The sequence below is a fragment of the Marinobacterium mangrovicola genome, assembly GCF_004339595.1.
In the GTDB taxonomy this organism is placed as follows: Bacteria; Pseudomonadota; Gammaproteobacteria; order Pseudomonadales; family Balneatricaceae; genus Marinobacterium_D; species Marinobacterium_D mangrovicola.
On sequence record NZ_SMFU01000007.1, the window covers coordinates 1,213,733 to 1,233,596 of the forward strand.

Below are 19,864 nucleotides of genomic sequence, written 5' to 3' on the forward strand. Positions count from 1 at the left end.
GTAATGCTTCTCCTTGCCCAAACCAGCGCGGCCTCCGCATTGGCAGAACCCCATCAAGCATTGCTCTTTGGCATACATATCGTTCACATTCGGGGAAGTAATCGCTCGAATGACAACAAGGGCGGTAACTAACTGTTGGGGAGGCATCCCCTCTAGGGATGCCTCCGATTAGGGGCTGCAGTTAGTTAAAAGAGAGCGGCAGTGAACTCCTACACCCGGTCCAGCCAAGCGTTCATCACCGACAGGGCGAACTCGGTCTGAGCCTGCTGATGCTGATCGAAACCCACGGTAACCTTTTCGACAAGACGTGCGATCTCGTGCTGATCCTTAGCCGGGTTATCGATCAGTTCGCGCCGGGTCCAGGTATCCACAATCTCCGGCGTCACCTCGAAGTGACACTGAAAACCGTAGATCTTCTCGCCAATTCTGAACGCCTGATGGGTCACCTGATCGCCACTCATCAACAGCGTTGCCTGCTCTGGAAGCTCGAAGGTGTCCGAGTGCATCTCGAACAGTACCGGCTGCGCCGGCATCTCCTTCAGCAGCGGATCCGAGCGGCCTGCATCGGTCAACGACAGCGGGGTGAAGCCATATTCAAGGAAGCCCTGAGGGCGCACCTTGGCACCAAATGCGTAAGCGATCGACTGGCAGCCCAGGCATGAACCCAGTATCGGTTTATCGGCTTCATAAAAGCGATGAATCAGTCCGGCCAGCTTATCGAAATAGGGTTTGAGCTCCGGGTCATGAACGCTAACCTCACCGCCGAACACAATCAGCGCGTCGTAGCCTTCGATCGATAACGGCAGCTCGTCCCCTTTCAGGCGATAGAACCAGTGCAGTGCGCCGCCTCTGGCGCGGACCGCCTCGCCGATCCGCCCCGATTCCCGGTCGCCCTCCATGGAACCCGCCATGATAGCGGCGATCTTCATCACACCACTCCCTTCTCAAGGTATTCGTCGAGCCCCGGTGAACGGTAGCCATCTTCACGATAGACGATGGGGAAATGGCTCTCATCCACCACGTTGCTGCCGAACTTTTTATAGCGACCGTAGATGGGTCCATTACCGACGGTCATCTTTTCCGGGTTGTACTCGATATCGTCCTGGAAGTAGTGCATTGCCAACGAGCGACGCGGCACATCTGCCTGGTTGACCCTTGAACCGTGCCAGAGCCAGCCATCATGGAAAGCACCACCGCCCGGCGGAACTTCGATCGGCACCAGTTCCAGCTCAAAGCCGTTGGTATCCGCCCATTCACGCACCTCTTTGAGATCATCCTCAGGCCCGTGGAACTTCATGATCGGCTTGGCCTCACCCCACTTGTGCGAGCCGCGCACATAAACCAGTGTGCCGCCCTGAGCCGTTGTGTGATCCAGCGCCAGCCAGCAGCTGACAAGTTCCGGCTTATCGATCCAGAGCGAGTACATGCTGTCCTGATGGAAGCCGATGGAGCGACCGTTGACCGGCTTCCAGAGCAGGTTGTCGACCATCAGGCGGCTGCCGGTCCAGCCACCAAGCTGGGCACAGGCGCGGCCCATGGACTCGGACATCACCTGACGAGCTACCGCCAGATCAGATTTCCAGGCGTTACAGATCTGCTTGGTATAGGGAGGATCACCCTCCGGCAGGTTAACCTCATCCGGTCGGATCCCGGTTTCATACTGGCCACTGAAGAGGCCTTCAAAGCGATCACGAATTTCAAGTGCTGCTTCCGGCTCAATAATCTTATCGACAATCAGGAAACCATCCTGACGAAACTGCTGAATCTGCTTTTCGCTAAGTTCGAGCATGACAAAACTCCCTATCAATAAAAGGTCAGGTAACGGTTGAGTTCCCACTCGGAAACGGTGCTGTGGTACTCGTGCCACTCCTTACGTTTCATCTTCAGGAAACTGGCGACCAGGCGCTCGCCAAGTGCTTCACAGAGGAACTTGTCATCCTCCAGCGCATTCAGAGCATCGTTAAGGGTTTCCGGCAGACGCCCTACCCCGAGCTCATCCACCTGTGCCGGCGAAAGCTCATAGAAGTTGATGGCATGGGCCTCAGGCGCCGACAGCTCGCGATCCACACCATCCAGACCCGCCGCAATGATTGCAGCCACCGCCAGATAGGGGTTCATACTGCCATCGCCAATGCGTACCTCGATGCGACCGTAGGGGATACGCAGCATCGCCGAGCGGTTGTTGTTGCCGTAGGTGATAAACACCGGTGCCCAGCTGGGGTTGCCCGGTGCGCCTCGGACAAGTCGCTTGTAGGAGTTCACGGACGGACACAGCAGTGCAGCCAGGGCCGGTGCATGCTCGATAACGCCGGCGATAAACTGATAAGCGGTTTTCGACAGCCCCATACCGCTGGGGTCGCTGTCATCCTGGAAGATGTTGTCGCCCTCAGCGTTTTCCAGAGAGCAGTGCACATGCATACCATTGCCGGTCGTGGTCGCGCTGAGTTTCGGCAGGAAGCTGCAGATACCACCCAGGCCGTTGGCCACCTCTTTAGCGGCCATCTTGAAGAACTGCATGTTATCCGCCGACTTGATCGCCTCGTCGTACTTGAAGTTCAGTTCGAACTGACCGTTGGCGTCTTCATGATCGATCTGATAAACATCCAGACCGATGCCGGCCAGCGCCTGATGCAGCCCCTCAATGAAGGGCGCATTACGGGTCAGGCCCTGATAATCATAGGCAGGCTTGTCCAGAGTGTCGGTATTGTCGAACGGAACAACCGAGCCGTTTTCATCCCGCTTCAGCAGGTAAAACTCAGGCTCCATCCCGGTCATAAAGCGCAGGCCGCGCTCGGCCAGGCGCCCGGTTTGAACCGCCAGCACATTGCGCGAATCCAGTGGGAACAGTTCATCACCGACCCAGCCATGGCCACGGATGCAGGCATAACCGGGCAGCCAGGGCATCAGCGTGAGCGTGGAAAGGTCCGCCCGCATCATGTATTCGGGATCCTGGGGAGTCATATCGAAGCCCAGGACGGCCGCACCTGCGAAACCTGCTCCGGACTCGACCAGATCTTTCAGGCAATGCACCGGAACCGCTTTACTTTTGATGCCACCGTGCATGTCGACGAATTGCGCGAGGATATATTTAACGCCGTGACGCTCCAGGAAGATATGCGCCTCTTCCAGTGCGTTTTCTGCCGGACAGTTCCAGACAGAGGCCAGGGTGTGAGGTTGAGTAGACATTTGCTTCCCTCCTTTTGTTTGTGGGATGGAAGCAGTGTCTCAGTAAGTAGGCTTAACAGGTTTGACCGCTGAATACGGTCTTTTGACATTCGGTGCCAATCTGCCTGCCAGCAGATCGAGTCAGCAGATCAGCGTGCCCGCCAATCGCTGGGAGAGAGATTTTTCCAGCGCATGAATGCGCGGGTAAACGCGGAGATTTCCGAATAACCCAACCGATAGGCCACCTCGGATATGCTCAGCCGATCATATTCCAGGTAATAGATCGCCAACTCCTCGCGAAGCTCATCGACCAGCACTTTAAAAGAGTACTGCTCAGCAGAGAGCTGGCGCTGCAAGCTGCGGCGAGACAGACTCATGCGCTGGGCCACCTGATCGATACTGGCACCGCCCTGCGGCAGCAGCTCGATAATTTCGCTGCGGGCTCGCTGGGCCGTTGAAAGCATCTGCGGGGCTGTACCGACCAGATCGGCAATGGTGCCGCGAACCACGTTGTTCAACATAGGATTGGCATCCGGCATCGGCCGGTCCAGGCAGCTCTCGCGGAACAGTATCTCATTGCGGGACTGCTGGAATTTAACCTCGCATCCGAACGCCTCACGATGCTGTGACGCATCCACCAGTGCAGGATGCTGGAAGTGAATTTCCAGCGGAGCCCAACTCTCTCCCAGGGCGCGGCGCAATACATTATTGAACATGCCTATGGTCAGCTCGGCATCCTGGGTGCGATCGACAATATCGCCATCCAGCAGACGGTATTCCAGCTTGCAGATACCCTTTTCGACCTCGAAGTTCAGCAGGCTGTTGCGCTGGAAAACCTGGAAATAAGTTTGCATGCCGTCGATGGCGGAGCGCAGATCCGGTGCCGTCAGAGCTAAGTAGCCAAACAATCCGAGCCCTTCGGGGCTGAACTGCTCACCAAACCAGAGCCCGAAATGTTCGTTACCGGTCGAACGCGCAGCTTCGTGTATCGACTGACAGTAGCTGCTCAGCGGGATATGACGGTTCGGCTCCTGGTAGAGGCCCGGTTTCAAACCCGAACGCGACAGAACCTGGCGACTGTTGCCACCCTGCCGATCGATGAACTCTTCAAGCCCCAAGGTGACTGACGCTAAAACACCGGAACAGGCCAGCGTCTGACGATTCATGGAGTAAGACAAATTCATAAGGATCACCACCAAAAGGAATGCAGCTTGACCAAGCAATAATCAAGCCGCAGCGGCGTATTCCTGTTTTCAATCGGTTATAAAGCCTTTTCATACAGCACAACGCACCAATGGAATGCCCGAAGCCCCCTGTTGCACCAACACGAACACCCCTGCAGGCCCCACAGTCAGCACCCTGCCGGTTGTTCCAGTCGTCGTTAACGCTTTCTTCATAGAAGACAACAGCACACCACCTGGGAGTTCTGTTGCAGACGCCCCCACACCCGAACGTCAGCGCCAGCAGCGACGATCGGTCGGGTGTGTGAGGGGGGAAAATGGGATTTGGCCACGTTGATCTGCGGATAACCTCCCGATCCCCACAACGTCCGCTATGTGCGCAAAGCAGAAGCCCGGTTTAGACCTACTCTGCTACCTCGGTCTCTGCAATCGCCCGCTCAATTTTTGCCGGCTGCCATTGAACAGGGCTAGAGGGTGACCGGCCCTGAACTACCGTTGTGCCTTCGCCCGCCTGGGTCAGCTCCACACGCCCATACTCGTTCTCGACATAGACACCCTTCCCCTCCAGCATGGCGACACCCAGGTCATCGTCAAAGATAAATCCGCCCCAGAAATCGGTACCTCTGACACCGATAAGTGCGGAGCGGGTTTCGATCCTGAAATTGGGATTCTTTTGCTGGCCGATCTGCCCCGTATTGCAGCGAAAGGCGCCCTGCAAAAAGCTCAGACTCACGTCTGACTGCTGCGCATCAAACTGATACTTCGATAGCTCAAGCACGGTATTCTGGCCCAGTGCGAGTGTGGTTTCATCGCGCAACAGGATTTTCAATCGACTGCCTTCCAGGGTCACCAGCCGATCGCCCTCGTATAGCCTGTCGTCGCGGCTGAGATTAATCCTCTGCTCTCCACGTTCCGCCAACGCACTTCCAAGCACAGCCACTACCCTGCCTATCTCATCAGCCAGGACCTGAGCCGGGAGTAGAATAAACAGGCAAAACGTCAACATCAGCGTGTGCAGGTGAATCGGCATGGGTGGTTCTCCTTTCCATTAGTAAGCCGTTTCCTTCTCAAGCGCTTCCCTTGCAAGGATAGTGCAGCCCAATAAAAAACGGCGGCTCCCGAAGGAGACCGCCGTTTCCAGGCTTACTTTTCAGCTGATCGGATCAGGTATCCAGCTTGATCGGCAGCTGGTGATAGCGCTTGCCGGTCAGCGCCGCCAGGGCGTTGGCCACGGCCGGTGCGATAGGCGGTACGCCCGGTTCGCCAACGCCGGTGGGCGCTTCAGCGGAGGGTACGATATGCACCTCGATCTCCGGCATCTGGTTGATACGCAGCACCTGATAGTTATGGAAGTTGGATTCCACTACCTTGCCCTTGTCCAGGGTGATGGCAGACATCATCGCCGGTGACAGACCAAAACCGATGCCGCCTTCCATCTGGGCGCGGATCACGTCCGGGTTGATCGCCACACCGCAATCCACGGCGCAGACTACCTTTTCCACCTTGAGCTGACCGGAATCGGTCAGTGATACTTCCGCGACCTGAGCCACATAGGTCCCGAAGGATTTGTGTACGGCGACACCACGTCCGCGACCTTCCGGCACTTCGCTGCCCCAGCCTGCTTTTTCAGCGGCCAGTTTCAGTACGCCCTGCCAGCGCGGTTCACCCTTGAGCAACTGCATACGCAGCTCCACCGGATCCTTGCCCGCTTTTGCCGCCAGTTCATCCAGAAACGCTTCGGTGGCATAAGCAGTGTGGGTGCTGCCTACAGAGCGCCACCAGACCACCGGCACCTGCTTCTGTGTGGTGGTCAGCGACACGTTCAGGTTCGGGATCGCATACGGCAGGTTAGAGGCACCTTCCACGGAGGTATCATCAACACCGTCCTTGATCATGCCGCCTTCGAACAGGGTGCCCTGGGCGATGGACTGGCCAACGATATGCTGCTGCCAGCCGGTGATGTTGCCCTCGGCATCCAGGCCGCCACGCAGACGGTGCACGTAGGCAGGACGATAATAGCCTGCGTGAACATCGTCCTCACGGCTCCAGACCAGTTTGACCGGCACACCGGGTTTCGCCTTGGCGATATGCACCGTTTCGACCAGGTAGTCGGAGTGCGGGTTGGCACGACGACCAAAGCTGCCACCGGCGTAGAGCATGTTGATTTTCACCTGCTCCGGCTTGATACCGAGTACAGCGGCGATGTTGTTCTGATCCACGGTCTGAAACTGCTCGCCGTTCCAGATTTCGCAGCCGTCCGGTTTAACCAGGGCGACACAGTTCATCGGCTCCATGGGCGCATGGGACAGGTACGGGAACTCGTAGGTGGCTTCAACCACGGTGGCCGCATCGCTGATCGCAGCCGCCGCATCGCCATCGTTACGCGCGGGCAACCCTTCTTTCTGAGACAGCTCGCGGTATTCCGCCATCATCTCGTCGCTGCTCTGGCTGATGGCGCCGGACTCGTCCCACTCCGCCTTCAGCTTGCCGCGACCCACGTGGGCGCTCCAGTAATCCTTCGCCAGCACGGCGATACCGCTGGGGATCTGCACCACGTCGACAACGCCATTGGAGGCGCGGGTCTCGCTATCGTCAAAGCTGACCAGTGTGGCGCCAAAGCGTGGCGGATGCAGCACCAGAGCGGTGAGCATGCCATCGAGTTTGAAGTCCTGGGTGAAGATCGCGGTGCCATCGTTCTTGCCCACGTCTTTACGGCTGACGGACTTGCCGATAAGCACGAACTGATCCGGCGTTTTCAGAGTAATGCTCTTGGGCTCGGGCACCGGCAGCTGGGCGGCGCGGTCAGCCATTTCCCCAAAAGTCGCTTCACGACCTGACGCGTGGCTCAGTACGCCCTCGGAAACTCGGATCTCTGAAGCAGGCACGTTCCACGCCTGGGCCGCTGCTGTAACGAGCATCGCCTTCGCGGTCGCACCGGCAAGACGCAGCTGTTCCCAGGAGTTGGCGATGGCGGTACTGCCGCCCGTGCCCTGCATCGGGCCAAACGCCAGGTTGTTGTAGCGGCTGGCATCGGCCGGTGCCGGAACCGGTACCACCTGGCTCCAGGCCGCATCCAGCTCATCCGCGACGATGGTCGACAGGCCAGTAAAGGTGCCCTGGCCCATCTCGATATGCTTGATCACCACCGATACGCTGTTATCCGGAGCGATGCGTACAAACGCATTAGGCGCAAAGTCGCCGTCGGCGTTAAGCGCCTCCGGGGACTCGCTGGCATTGGCCAGTGAGAAAGGTGTGTTGATCGCGAGAGTCAGACCGGCACCGGCCCCACCCATCAGTTTTAAGAATCCGCGACGGCTGGTGCCGCCCTGTGGCTGTTGTTCTGAAACAAGCTTCGACGTAAGTTCAGACATGAAACGCATGAGACAGCCTCCTTTTAATCTGTAGGGTTAGGGGTTAACCAAGCTGCTTGGCCGCACTCTTGATCGCTGAACGAATGCGCACGTAGGTGGCGCAACGGCAGATGTTGCCGGACATGGCGGCATCGATCTCTTCATCGCTGGGGTTGGGGTTGCCCTCCAGCAATGCCACCGCTGACATCACCTGGCCGGACTGGCAGTAACCGCACTGCGGCACCTGAATCTCGGTCCAGGCTTCTTTAACCGCGACGGCTGCCGGAGACTCCACCCCTTCGATGGTGGTGATCTTTTTGCCTTCGGCCATCTGGATCGGTGTCGAGCAGGAGCGAATCGGCGAACCATCCATATGTACTGTGCAGGCCCCACACATCGCCATGCCACAACCGAACTTGGTGCCGGTCATATTCAGATAGTCCCTGATCGCCCAGAGTAGCGGTGTATCGGGCGTCGCATCGATCGTGTGATCGACCCCGTTGACGTTAAGTGTCACGGACATGACTTACCTCCAGATGAGATATCGAGGCGCCCTCTGCTCACAGAGCGCCGTTATAGTTTTTCCCGCAGCGGGCTTTCGCCATTGACATCAGCGGTATGCGGTTCGGCCAGGCGGACAAGTCCAGAAAGTATAGCCACCCTGATGGGGGCCGCTTTCGACGCCGTATACGCCAGGCCGGTTTTGACAGGTCAGCGCCCACCGCCGGAATCCACCCTTCCGGCGGTGGCTTCGGCGCGCCGGATCCAAGCGTTATGTAAACGGCCGCGTCACGCTGAACGCGAAACTATAAAAGATTCGGCTTACAGGCATTAAGAGGCAGGGATTCATTAAGACTATCTCTCTTATTCATGAATCGCCGGATCCGCCCCCGGGGAATATTCATAAATCGATCTTCAGGCAGTGAGGCAACTGCCGATAGGCGACTTGCCAGACGCGAAAACAAAAAAGCCCTTCCAGCCCTGTGTGGGGCCGGAAAGGCGAAAAAAGCGTCAACGTATTGGGGGAAATATCGCGTTGATCGCATTTGCTCGCTGGAAAGCGCCGGTATGACCGCAAACGCTCAGCGTTGCTTAGTCGATCAGTTCGTCCAGCACACGGGACCAGCCCGCGGGGTTTCCGTAGTAAGACTGGTGCGCCAGGCTCTGCCAGCCGGCATCGCTCTCAACCAGCAGCGTCGGAAAACCCTGAGCGCCGAAACGCCCCATCAGCTCACGGGTCTGTTGCACTGCGCCGTTAAGCTTTGGCTCCGCTGCGGCCATCGCATCCTTCCACTTCGTGGCGTCTGCACCCAAGTCTTTTGCCAGTCCTGCCAGGGTCGCTTCATCAGCCACATCAAGGCCGTGCTGATAGTGCGCCTGCTGAATCGATTTCAGCAGATCGACCCCATCAATTCCCAGGGTCTGGCCTGCAATAATCGCCTGCGCTGTGATCAGCGAATCAAGCACCAGCGGGCCGTTACTGGCGACGCGCTGCTGGTAGGCTTCACCAAACTCCGCCCCGGTGAGGTCAGCGATACGCTGGTCGGCCTGCAGAATATGCTGACGAAAGCTGGGGTCGATAGCACGGCGCGGCATCATGCCACCGGGGTGCAGCATTAGCGCCAGCTCACCCTGCCTGGCTCTCTGCTGCAGCTGCGCGATCAGTTCGTTCGCGCCGTAACACCAGCCGCACATGGGGTCGAAAATATAGTGCACTGTCAGCATATGGGTTCTCCTGTGTTTAGCGTATTCACCGCGTTTACCACTAACGTTAGCGTTGAAGCATTTACCACTGCATTTCACCGGTGTGGACCTTAGCACCGATATCCAGCGCAATACCAAGCCCGGCTTCTGGATATTGCCCGGTCATGGCGTCTTTCACCTGTTCACTGGTCTCACTTTCTGCAACGGCCCGACGGAAATTGGCCAAGTACTCCTTGGAGTACTCAATGCTGCCAGCCGTCAGATCCGACCCCGCCGCCATATGACCGGGGATCACGGTCTCCGGGTTAAGCGCCAGCATCGACTCCAGCTGTGCGGTCCAGGCATCCAGTTCCGCATCGGTCTGAGTATCGGCGGTCCAGAGATGCAGGTTGGAGAACACTGCCAAATCGCCCAGGATCGCCTGGTTACCAGGAATCCAGAGGTAAGGCCTATGCGCCAAAATCCCCTCGGTACCACGAATCTCGATCACATGACCGTCCAGGGTCAGTGTGTCGCCCTCATACACCTCGGGTAACACCGGCGATACCGGCGCGTTGGCACCCAGTTTAGGCCCCCAGTAGCCGACCTTGCCCTGCATTTTTTTCTCGATCGCCTCAGCCACAGCGGCGGTTGTAATGATCCGCGCTTCCGGAAACTGCTGCTTCAGAACTTCGGCGCCGAAGTAGAAATCCGGGTCTGCCTGGCTGATAAAAATGGTTTTCAGCGGTTTACCGGCATCCAGCACCTTGGCGGCAATACGCAGCGCATCCGCCTTGGTGAAGCCGGTATCGATCAACAGCGCTTCGGTCTCACCGGTCACCAGGGTGGCATTTACATGAAAGCTGCCTGGACCGGCATTGTAGACATCCAGTTCCAGGCGCTCGGCAGCACCCGCTGTAGCGGAGGCAAGCACCGCACCGGTCATCATCAGGGTTGCAGCGGTTTTGAAAAGCGGATTACTGGTCAGCGTGAATTTCATGGTGAACTCCCCTAATCGCTAATGACGATCTTTCAATCAATGATGGGGGTGATTCTGGCGTTTAATTGGACTGTTAAAAATATCTAATAACGTGCATCATTATTTCAGATTACGAGCAAATCACTGGGATTAATCGATGGACAGGGTGACCGCTGCAAAGGTGTTTGTTGATCTGGCCTATTCCGGCAGTTTTACGCGCACGGCAGATCGACTCGAGATGTCCCGCCCCATGGTGAGCCGCCACCTGGAGGCGATGGAGAGCTGGTTGCAGGCAAGGCTGTTTCACCGCACCACGCGAAAAATCTCCCTGACCAGCGCCGGTGAGCAGTATCTGCCGGAAGTAGAGGCCTGGCTGGAACAGGCAGAAGCACTGCCGTTGCTTGGCGTTCAGGAACAGGAACCGGGCGGCCACCTGCGCCTGGCCACCAGCATGTCGTTCGGCCATTCCCAGCTGGTACCGGCGCTTAAGGGGTTTATGGAGCAGTATCCGCGGGTCACTGTAGAGCTGGAGCTGCAGGATTCCGTTACCGATCTTACTGCCCAGCGAATCGATCTCGCTTTGCGCTTCGCCGCTAATCCGGATCCTGCGCTGATTGGCAAGCCGATCGCCCTATGCGAGTCTGTACTGGTTGCTTCGCCCGACTATCTGGCCCGTCGCGGCGCGCCGGAAACGCCGCAGGCGCTGGCACAGCAGGATTGTCTGGGTTATCGCAATTTTGGCCGCCATGTCTGGCATTTACGCGATAAGGCTGGGGAGATTAACGAGGCGGAGATTCGCTGTCGACTAACCGCCAACGAAGTTACCGCGCTGATGAGCGCAGCCTTGCAGGGGATGGGAATCGCGATGCTGCCCACTTATATGACGCAGCGATACCTGGAAAGCGGCGAACTGCAGCAGGTGTTAACGGATTACAAACCGGAAGACCTGAAAATCTATATTCTCTACGCCTCGCGCAAGCACCAGTTGCCCGCCGTGCGCGCGCTGATCGATTACCTGGAGGCCTGGTTTAGGGATAATCCCTGGTAAGACTTAGCTTAGATTTAGCCTACCTTCGATTTAACCCACCTTCAGCGGCTCTTTCGCCTGTAGCGGCTCGTCAGCCTGCCAGGCGATGCGGATCTCCAGGCGGTGGCGCGAGTCCTCTTCGCTGGCGGTGACTTTCAGGTCCAGCAGCCCGCGGGGGTTCATGCGGATCTCGCCATCCTCGTCGCTGAACGAGAGCTCCCCTTTCGCGATGCCCTTGGCGATGGCGTCCAGCATCTCCTGAATGCTCTGGCAATCCTGCAGCGACTGATGTCGGAAGCGTTGTTTGTTCTCTAGCATGGTGTCATCCGTTCATTAAAACATTAGATCTGCGAGTACATACCCGGGCGAAAGACCTTGGCAGCAGGATAATCATTACTGATACCAACGATATGGCCATCGGGCCGGATCATCGTGATACCGGCGCCCACGCCCTTGAGCCCCTCTTTGTGGCGCGAGTTGCGATCCAGGGTGATATCACCCTCGAGATGCAGCAAGCCATGCTTCAACGCCAGACGCTGACCGTGGGTACGGTTGATATGGCCATGCACCAGGGTATGGATCCCCAGCGCACCGATTCTGGCGACGCCCGCTTCGGTCAGCGGGCGATCCGCGGCGCGGTACTTGGTGCGCATGGTATTCGCCAGCGGGCCGAAGTAAAAGCGGAACAGGTCGTGCTCAATCTGCTTGCGGAAATCGCGATTGAGCTTTTTAACCCCTTTGCGCTCCACCACCTCGGTAATACTGTCATCAAGACCGGCGTGCAGGAACAGAAACGAGCCACTGCGGTAGGTAAGCTGCATATCGCGGAAGAACCAGGCGAACTCGCCCTTGGGCTTGAGAAACAGCTTTCTGCACTCCTGGGCGATGGCGTAGACATCACGCATGCTGAGCCCCGCATCGGCGCAGGCGGATTCGAACTTATCGAACTTACCGTGCATCCGCTTGAGTTCACGCTCGATGGCTGCCTCATTCATATAGTCGGCGGCCGCCTCGGGAAAGCGCTCGAACCAGTCATCGGAGGGAAACAACCGGCGTTTGCATTCGGCTTCATCCGGCGCTTTTTTCAGTTCCTTGCCCTTGCAATAGGCCTGCACCTCTTTAAACAGCGGGATCACCTTGTCACCCATACGCACAAACAGATGCTCGGTGGTTGGGTGACGCTCAAGCCCCATGGCGCGGATACCCATCAGCAAACGCACATCATGGTTGCCGGCGAGCAGTTTGACCCGTGCTCCCAGATCGAAAAGATGACGAATAGCCCGCAGCAGCTCCAGGTTGCTCGGCCCCTTATCCAGACAGTCACCACCGATGATAAACAGCATTTTACGACCGGCCTTGGTAAGGCTGAAATCGCGCGGTCCATGTCCTTTGGTGACAACACCGCCGCTTGCCACCAGCGAGGCGACAAAGGCCTGGTAATCGGCGTGCGGATCGGCGATAAAACAGATCGGTCGCTTGGGCCAGGACCAGTGTTCAGGATTATCCAGTAACGGATTTGATGCTTCGCTGCGGCTATGGATCATCGCCTTGTTGGCGGAGCGGGTATCATCCAGCGCCCAGGGTTCGGCAATGCTCGGCATCGTACCCAGAACTTCAGGAAAGCGTTTCAAGCTTTTGATTTCAGGAATTATATTTCTTTCGAATACCATGAGAATCCAGACGCAGACTTGATAAAAGCTTCCACCCTAACCGGCAGATGTGATCGAAATGTTAAAACTCTGAAATCTGCCTGAGCACTTAAGTATGCAGTTCTAATCAGCGTATGACTCGCGCTTGCCGCGCACCTTCCAGTCACCGGCCACATGTCGCCACCGGCCGCCTTCCAGCATCTCGATATAGACAGGCTCTGCATGGTACATGCTCAGCGCCGCGATCTGCTCAAACTCCAACACACCAAGCCGATGTGCCGCATGACGAAAAGCCGCACCATGGCCCACAAACAGCCTTACCCGGTCGGTATCACTGGGTTCCATCATCAACATCTGAAGCTCGATATGTCGCGCCACACGATCTCCGGCATCCATCAGCGATTCCGCGCCCTGGAGCGGTAAACGGTAGTAGCTGTTGGATTTCCAGTCCGCAGGCGGCGGATCAAAGCGTGGATCCTGTTGCAGAATCGACTCGATCTGCGCGACAGTGAGGTTGGCTGCACTGCCGACCCCCCTCTCCGCCAGCGCGGAGTGGCCCTGCTGTTCTGGCGGGCGTTCGAACATCGGCCCCAGCGCGACACAGAAACGCTCTGCGGTCTGCCAGGCGCGCAACAGCCGTGACGAATCCACACGGTAATCGGGCACCCAACCCTGCTCTGCCAGCACCCTGGCCATATTGGCCGCTGCACGGTCCGCCTGTTCAAATCCGCGTTCGGTCAGCGGGAAAGGCTGGTGCGCGCTCGGCGTATCGGGCAGCTGATGGTAGTCGCCATGACGAATCAGGGCGGCGATCAAACGGGCCATAAACCAGACTCCTTCAGCCGTTCGGGTAAGAGATCGATCAAGGTTCTAAGCGCCGGCTTAAGCTGGGCGCCGTCCAGGCCGCCGATATCGCACCAGCGTCGACAACGGTGATCTTCATCCCAGTCCGCGTCTTCGATCAGGCTATCCACGCGCATCGCGAACAGCTCCACATCGCACTCCGCGCCCCACTTGGCCTGACGGTAACAACCGAGCAACTCGGGATGCACCTTGCCCTGGACGCCCGCCTCCTCCAACGCCTCCTTGGCGGCGGATTCCTGCGGCGTAAGTCCCGGCTCGACAATCCCCTTGGGGACGCCCCAGGAGCGCCCGCTGCTGGAGGTGATCAGCAGAAGCTCAAGCCGTCCACCACTGCTGAAACGGTAGGGAATCACGCCGGACTGGGTGTAATAGTAGGCAGGACGCTCGCGCCGTTCGGCGCCGCCTGGCCCCGGCCAGGGAAAGAGTTCGGGCAGCTGATCCGGCGCGACAGAGCCGATCAACTCGCCCTCACCGGTCAGTGGCAGCGCACCAGTTACCGGCAGGCGCAGCTGCAACAGCATTCCCTTGCGCAGATGAAAGTCGCTCTTCCCCGGTAAATGAGACTCCGGCAGCAGTTGTTTGGTCAGCTGCTCCAGCGCCGGATTGTGCCCCACCAGCAACAGGCGATGACCCCGGGAGCTTCGCTCGGCGATGGCTGCCATCAATGCTTCGGCGTCGCCTTCGTAGAGCCTTTCATCGGTTTCAATCATTGAGGCCGGCAGCCCCATCGCCTTAATGCACTTTTCTGCGGTTTCCAGCGCACGCTTTGCCGGCGAGCTGAGTACCAGGTCCGGCTGATCGCCCTGAAGCTGCAGCTGCACGCCCAGCCGCTGGGCCGCGCGCTTGCCGCTGTTCTTGAGCGGCCGATCCCGATCGGAATAATCCATATCGGCCTTTTTCGCCCGGCCGTGCCGGAGCAGCATCAGTTCGAACATGGAGGGCTCACGACTTGCTGAACGGAATCAGAGGTTGAGGTAGCGCTCTGCGAGGGCATCGAAATCAACGCCGCCGCGCGCTTCATAGACCAGAACGCTCTCCAGAACCGCCAGGTACGCCTTCTCATCGAAGGGTGCGCGCCCCTGGTGGAAGGCCCCATCGGCATCCTGATAGAAAGGCCCCGGTGATTTCATGATAGCAGCCAGCAGGTCTTTTCTCTGACTCAGGTCCGCACGCTCAACGCTGAGCGGCTCGTCGCTGTCCCGATTCCAGTTGAGCACCATGAAGGCGCGCAGCGGGCAGGATTGAGTCTCTATTCGCCCCTTGCCATAGAGGCTGTCGATATCCGCATCGTACTTCTGCTCCAGGTCCCAGAGTTCAGCCTTGGGCATCGCCTGCAGCTGTTGCTGCTCCTCGGCGCTGAGCATCGGTGCGAGCCTCGGGTTATTCAGAATGGTGCCCGGATTGATGCGCGGCAGTTTAGGGATACCAACGCATTCCACGCCATCGCCATTGCGGCGTATAAACAGACGGTCATTACTGATAAACGCCGTCTCCGGATGCTCCAGCATATGCAGCATCAGTGTGGATTTACCGCCACCGGAGAAACCAGCCATGGCCAGGCCACCACCATTGATACTCAGCGCGGCCGCATGGCAGTTGCGCCAGCCGTTACGCTGCAGCCAGGTCATATACTGGTTGTTGATGAAGTTAATGACCTGGTTGTCATTCTCCACACAGGGACCGGCGGCGATACGCAGGGAGTCGCTCTGCAGAAAGGTCATGCCGGTGCGCACCTTATGGATGACCCTGGCGCCCGGCAGATCCTGACAGGCGTCCTTGCGCCCGGTTTTGCCAGGTTCACGGGGCCAGTCCTCGTAGGGGAAGTCGAGCTGGGGCGCATCGCGCTCCACCGCCAGCACGGTGATATCCGGCTCGCCGCTCTCAACGACGATATGGGCGAAGTAGCCTCGCAGACGCGCCAGCAACTCTTCGGAGTTTGAACGCACCTGGATCTGCTGCCCATCCAGCGCCAGAAGCAGATTGGTATCGAGAAACTCCCGCCCCTCGATCAGCTGATCAGCGATCTCTTGCGGCATACTATTCATCCACGTACCTGCTGCAGAATATGATCCGCGTAAAGGCCAGCCGCATCGACGCCCGCGCCTTCCAGGGCACCACGGAAACCGCCAAACGCAGAGACTTCAAACACAATCGGCCCCTGATCGGTCAGCGCCACATCCACGGTGGTGAAATCCAGCCCGAACGGCGCCTGCGCCCTGCGCGCCAGCTCGATCAGCTCTGCATCAGGCTCGAACGCTTCGTAACGGCCGCCGCTATTGATAGTGGTGTTCCAGGTATCGCTCTGGGATACACGGGCGTATGTACCCTGGTACTGACCACCAAGGAACACCATGCCCAGGTCTCGACCGGAGAGCTCGATCTTGCGCTGGATATAGAGCATCGGGTTGTCGGCCTTGAAGGCGGCAATGGCGTCGCGCAGTTCGGCATCGCTCTGTTCGCCACCGAGCACGCACATACCCCGCGCCTTGGTGGAGAACAGCGGCTTGAACACCGCTTCGCCAAAACGTTTAACGGTATCGAAGGCGGCCTTAAGATCCTCGGTAACGACCGTATCCGGCATCGGGATGCCTGCGTTACGCAGGGTGACGGTGCAGCTGAGCCGGTCCACCAGGCGCAGGATCTTCTCCGCGCCGCTGAACACGTGCACGCCCTGCTGTTCTGCCGTGCGCAGCATCTCCAGGCGATCCAGGGTGTTGGGGCTGTATTCAGCACTGATCTTCTTAACCGCCAGACCATCAAGCTCACAAAGGTTCAACGAACCCCAGCGCAGGCTGTTGTCGGTGAGATCCAGGGATACCTCAGCCATATCGACTACCTGGCGGAAACCGGTGCGCTGTTCCAGCGCATCCGCCAGTACTTCAGTGGACCACTTGCCGGGAATACCGATCACGGCTACGCGGGGCTCAGTCAACGAAAATCTCCTTCATTGGAATACGGTACTTCGTCTCCTTGCCCGGCTGTATGGCCAGCACCTGCTCCAGCAGATAACGGGCGCGCATAAACATGCGACGGGCAAGGGATTTATCAAGAATAAAGCGAGTGGAGCTGGCGAAAGAACGCACCAACCCCAAGGCCAGGCGCACTTCAAACAGCTCGTCATTCTGTTTTTTCGCCTCACGGCGGGCCACATCGTAAAGCCTCAGTGCCAGGTCATTGATGCGGGCGCGGGTGTCGCTGTCGAGCACCTGCAGACGGTAATTCGACACCATGAACACCGACAGATCCTGCACGTAGTCCATGTATCGGGAGCGATGCAGGTCAATAAAGTTGATCCGCCGCTCCATCGGGTCATAGATGATGTTATCGACGTTGAAATCGCCGTGGATATAGACCGAGAACGGCGCCGGCCAGTGTTTTTCCCGCTTGGTAACGGCCGCTACCAGGGTATCGAAGGAGGGCACCGGCAGGCCGCAGATCTTACTGTCGGTACGGGCAAACTCCGGATGGATGCGGTACACCTCGTTCATCCGTTTCTGCAGCTGCTGCATAAAGCTGGCCTGGGCCGGTTCCTGGCTGCGGGTCGCCTTCCAGATCGACTTCAGGGTTTTAGCCAGGCGCTTGAACGCCTCGTCCACCAGTTCATCCGACTCATTTAGCACGATCTGCTCAAAGGTGTGCCCGGGCAGGTGCTCGATCAGCAGTGCTGCGGACTGACCGCGTTTCTCGTAGGAAAGAATCTTCGGCGCCAGCCCCGGATAGATTTCGTGCCAGCTGCGCACACCGGCACGCTCCTCTTTTACCTTGCGCTTTTCGCCATCCTTGAAGATCGCCAGGTAGCCGTTTTCGCTCTCATCACCGGCGGATATACCGGAGATCGAACTGCCGGAGCGTGTCTGCGCGATGGCGGAGATCTGCAGATCCTCCTCATCGGCTTCCAGGTCGGACACCAGCGAGCGCAGCGAGAAGAAACGTTCGAAGTTAACCGGCTGCCCCAGGTTCGCCGAGATGATCGATTCGCTGATATGCACCAGCGCTTCGCCCATCTGGCGCACCTCGTAGGCCACGAACAGGGCCCGGGTCAGGTCATCGGTATGCGCCGGCACCTCTCGCAGCGCCAGCCGGTAGCGTTTGAGCAGTTTTTCATAGTCGCTGGCCATGCGCCCCAGGCTTTTACCCATCTGGATCGCCAGGGTGGAATCGTCCGCCTGCAGCGCCGGCTCAATCTGGGCTATCGCCTTACGCACACGCTTCAGCATGCCGATATAGCGTTTGGCGCCGAGCAGCTCGAACGCTTCGATATATTCCAGCTGCCGGACGCAGTTGCGGCTGATCTCAGCAAGACGCTCCAGGTCAGTGGCGATAAATTCTATGCTGCGCAGCATCAGGTCTCGCTGCGCCTGGCGTTTACTGCTGCGCAGCTTCTGCACGGTGGCGCTGTGGATGCGGACCTTGAGGTTATAGGCATACCCCGCCCGGTCAACGATACGACGCGCGACGGCGGCGGCCGGTGTTTCGAAATAGCTTTGGAGACTGGCGACCTGAGAGTCCACCTCAACACACAAAAAGTGGAGGTTATCTCTCAACGGCTTCGGCAGTTTGATCATGCTGGCCACGGCTTCACTCGGAAAATACCGGCGTAGCATACTCAACCGGCGACGGTTTCAACATTTCAGTTTCATGAAGGCTAACATAACCCGTTGAAAGGCGCGTAATTTCGCCCTTTGCGCTATTGTGGCCCACAGATCACTGCCGGTAGACTTCGCCCATCGATAACAGGGAGTGCAGAAACGGAAATGGTCAGCGTCAGCGTTACCCGGGAGGTGTGCCTGCCCGACCCGCTCAAGGTCAGTCGCTATCGCAAGATTCCGGAGCTGGGGCCGCGAATTCTGTTCTTCAGCGGCGGTTCGGCGCTGAACGGTCTGTCGCGCACGCTCAAACACTACACCCACAACTCCATTCATCTGGTTACCCCTTTTGACTCCGGCGGCAGCTCCGCGATTCTGCGCCAGGCGTTCGATATGCCCGCTATCGGCGATCTGCGCAGCCGCCTGATGGCGCTGGCGGATGAAACCGTGCTGGGCCATCCGGACGTTTACCGTCTGTTTAACTACCGTCTTCCCAAGGATGAAAGCCAGGCTGAGCTGCGCAAGCGACTCAAGGCGCTGGTGCGGGGCAGAGATCCGCTGATGGATGCGATCCTGAACCCGATGCGCAGCCTGATCTGCAACCATTTGATGTTCTTTATCGATGCCATGCCAGAGGATTTCGACCTGGCGGGCGCCAGCATCGGCAATCTGATTCTGGCCGGCGGTTATCTTAACAACCGCCGCGACCTGGAGCCGATCCTGTTTCTGTTCTCCAAACTGGTTAACGTTCAGGGCACCGTGCGTGCCATCGTCGATGACGACCTTCATCTTTACGCTGAACTGGAAGATGGCTCCGCGGTGGTCGGTCAGCATCGACTGACCGGCAAGGAGTGCGCGCCGCTTACCTCCCCGATAAAATCACTGAGATTGTGTGAATCGCTGGAACAGCCGCAGTTCGCTACCACACAAGTCCGCAAGCGCAACCGCAAACTGATCCAGCAGGCGGAGCTTATCTGCTACCCGCCGGGCAGCTTCCATTCGAGCCTGCTGGCAAACCTGCTGCCGGAAGGTGTTGGCCGTGCCATCGCTCGCAACCGAAGCCCCAAGGTGTTTATTCCCAACCAGGGGAGCGACCCGGAACAGCTTGGCATGACGCTGGAGAAGAGCTTGAATGTGCTGCTGGAACATCTGCAGCGTGATGGTGAAGAGCTGGAGGTCAGTGATCTGATCAACTTCATCCTGATAGACAGCGAGAACGGGCACTATGAAGGCGGGATTCCGGAGAAACGTCTGGCGGAACTGGGCATCGACGTGATCGACCTGCCGGTGATCGCACCGGACACCGGCTACTACCATAACGAGCGCCTGGTCGAGGCGCTGGTATCACTGAGCTGACACCCGGCAGCCCCTCTCACGGCG

At 58.3% G+C, this 19,864-nt stretch carries 18 protein-coding genes; 2 read left to right on the forward strand and 16 right to left on the reverse strand.

Annotated elements, in window-relative coordinates:
* Positions 1 to 209: 209 nt before the first annotated feature.
* The 9 genes from CLV83_RS06445 to CLV83_RS06485 form a co-directional block, all read right to left on the reverse strand.
* Positions 210 to 929: a type 1 glutamine amidotransferase gene (locus CLV83_RS06445; RefSeq protein ID WP_132289111.1), complete on the reverse strand. Its 720-nt coding sequence runs from the start codon at positions 927 to 929 to the stop codon at positions 210 to 212.
* Positions 929 to 1,789 carry a phytanoyl-CoA dioxygenase family protein gene (locus CLV83_RS06450; RefSeq protein ID WP_132289114.1) on the reverse strand — a complete coding sequence of 287 codons (861 nt, stop codon included), beginning with the start codon at positions 1,787 to 1,789 and terminating at the stop codon, positions 929 to 931. Before CLV83_RS06450 ends, CLV83_RS06445 begins: the two co-directional genes overlap by 1 nt.
* A gap of 14 nt (positions 1,790 to 1,803) precedes the next feature.
* Positions 1,804 to 3,186 carry a type III glutamate--ammonia ligase gene (glnT, locus tag CLV83_RS06455; protein WP_132289117.1) on the reverse strand — a complete coding sequence of 461 codons (1,383 nt, stop codon included), beginning with the start codon at positions 3,184 to 3,186 and terminating at the stop codon, positions 1,804 to 1,806.
* Between the two features lie 128 nt (positions 3,187 to 3,314).
* Complete coding sequence (gene qhpR / locus CLV83_RS06460; protein ID WP_132289120.1) at positions 3,315 to 4,349, reverse strand: AraC-like transcriptional regulator QhpR; 1,035 nt, start codon at positions 4,347 to 4,349, stop codon at positions 3,315 to 3,317.
* Between the two features lie 400 nt (positions 4,350 to 4,749).
* Positions 4,750 to 5,376 (reverse strand): FecR family protein, encoded by a 627-nt coding sequence (locus CLV83_RS06465; RefSeq protein WP_132289123.1) that lies wholly within the window; start codon positions 5,374 to 5,376, stop codon positions 4,750 to 4,752.
* 133 nt (positions 5,377 to 5,509) lie between these two features.
* Positions 5,510 to 7,726, reverse strand: coding sequence for a xanthine dehydrogenase family protein molybdopterin-binding subunit (locus CLV83_RS06470; RefSeq protein WP_243642297.1), 2,217 nt, complete (start codon positions 7,724 to 7,726; stop codon positions 5,510 to 5,512).
* A gap of 34 nt (positions 7,727 to 7,760) precedes the next feature.
* A complete protein-coding gene (locus CLV83_RS06475) occupies positions 7,761 to 8,219 on the reverse strand; it encodes a (2Fe-2S)-binding protein (RefSeq protein ID WP_104001654.1) in 459 nt (152 codons plus the stop codon).
* A 569-nt stretch (positions 8,220 to 8,788) separates the two neighbouring features.
* Positions 8,789 to 9,421 (reverse strand): DsbA family protein, encoded by a 633-nt coding sequence (locus CLV83_RS06480; protein WP_132289126.1) that lies wholly within the window; start codon positions 9,419 to 9,421, stop codon positions 8,789 to 8,791.
* A gap of 61 nt (positions 9,422 to 9,482) precedes the next feature.
* A complete protein-coding gene (locus tag CLV83_RS06485) occupies positions 9,483 to 10,379 on the reverse strand; it encodes an MBL fold metallo-hydrolase (RefSeq protein ID WP_132289129.1) in 897 nt (298 codons plus the stop codon).
* Positions 10,380 to 10,515: 136 nt separating this feature from the next.
* Between CLV83_RS06485 and CLV83_RS06490 the strand changes: the two genes are divergently transcribed.
* Positions 10,516 to 11,406 carry a LysR family transcriptional regulator gene (locus CLV83_RS06490; RefSeq protein WP_104001651.1) on the forward strand — a complete coding sequence of 297 codons (891 nt, stop codon included), beginning with the start codon at positions 10,516 to 10,518 and terminating at the stop codon, positions 11,404 to 11,406.
* Positions 11,407 to 11,436: 30 nt separating this feature from the next.
* On the opposite strand, the gene CLV83_RS06495 is transcribed toward CLV83_RS06490, so the two are convergent.
* The 7 genes from CLV83_RS06495 to CLV83_RS06525 form a co-directional block, all read right to left on the reverse strand.
* A complete protein-coding gene (locus CLV83_RS06495; RefSeq protein ID WP_104001650.1) occupies positions 11,437 to 11,703 on the reverse strand; it encodes an amphi-Trp domain-containing protein in 267 nt (88 codons plus the stop codon).
* Between the two features lie 23 nt (positions 11,704 to 11,726).
* Positions 11,727 to 13,016 (reverse strand): metallophosphoesterase, encoded by a 1,290-nt coding sequence (locus CLV83_RS06500; protein ID WP_243642298.1) that lies wholly within the window; start codon positions 13,014 to 13,016, stop codon positions 11,727 to 11,729.
* 141 nt (positions 13,017 to 13,157) lie between these two features.
* A complete protein-coding gene (locus CLV83_RS06505) occupies positions 13,158 to 13,859 on the reverse strand; it encodes a histidine phosphatase family protein (RefSeq protein ID WP_132289132.1) in 702 nt (233 codons plus the stop codon).
* Positions 13,847 to 14,833, reverse strand: a complete 987-nt coding sequence (locus CLV83_RS06510) for a histidine phosphatase family protein (RefSeq protein WP_132289135.1) — start codon at positions 14,831 to 14,833, stop codon at positions 13,847 to 13,849. The genes CLV83_RS06505 and CLV83_RS06510 overlap by 13 nt, the downstream gene beginning before the upstream one ends.
* A gap of 27 nt (positions 14,834 to 14,860) precedes the next feature.
* Positions 14,861 to 15,934: an HprK-related kinase B gene (locus tag CLV83_RS06515; RefSeq protein WP_207894748.1), complete on the reverse strand. Its 1,074-nt coding sequence runs from the start codon at positions 15,932 to 15,934 to the stop codon at positions 14,861 to 14,863.
* A 5-nt stretch (positions 15,935 to 15,939) separates the two neighbouring features.
* Positions 15,940 to 16,830, reverse strand: a complete 891-nt coding sequence (locus CLV83_RS06520) for a GAK system ATP-grasp enzyme (protein WP_132289141.1) — start codon at positions 16,828 to 16,830, stop codon at positions 15,940 to 15,942.
* Positions 16,823 to 18,463 carry an aminoglycoside phosphotransferase family protein gene (locus CLV83_RS06525; RefSeq protein WP_132289144.1) on the reverse strand — a complete coding sequence of 547 codons (1,641 nt, stop codon included), beginning with the start codon at positions 18,461 to 18,463 and terminating at the stop codon, positions 16,823 to 16,825. Before CLV83_RS06525 ends, CLV83_RS06520 begins: the two co-directional genes overlap by 8 nt.
* Positions 18,464 to 18,652: 189 nt before the next feature.
* Here CLV83_RS06525 and CLV83_RS06530 point away from each other — a divergent pair, with 189 nt between their 5' ends.
* Complete coding sequence (locus tag CLV83_RS06530; RefSeq protein WP_132289147.1) at positions 18,653 to 19,840, forward strand: GAK system CofD-like protein; 1,188 nt, start codon at positions 18,653 to 18,655, stop codon at positions 19,838 to 19,840.
* The last annotated feature ends 24 nt before the right edge of the window (positions 19,841 to 19,864 follow it).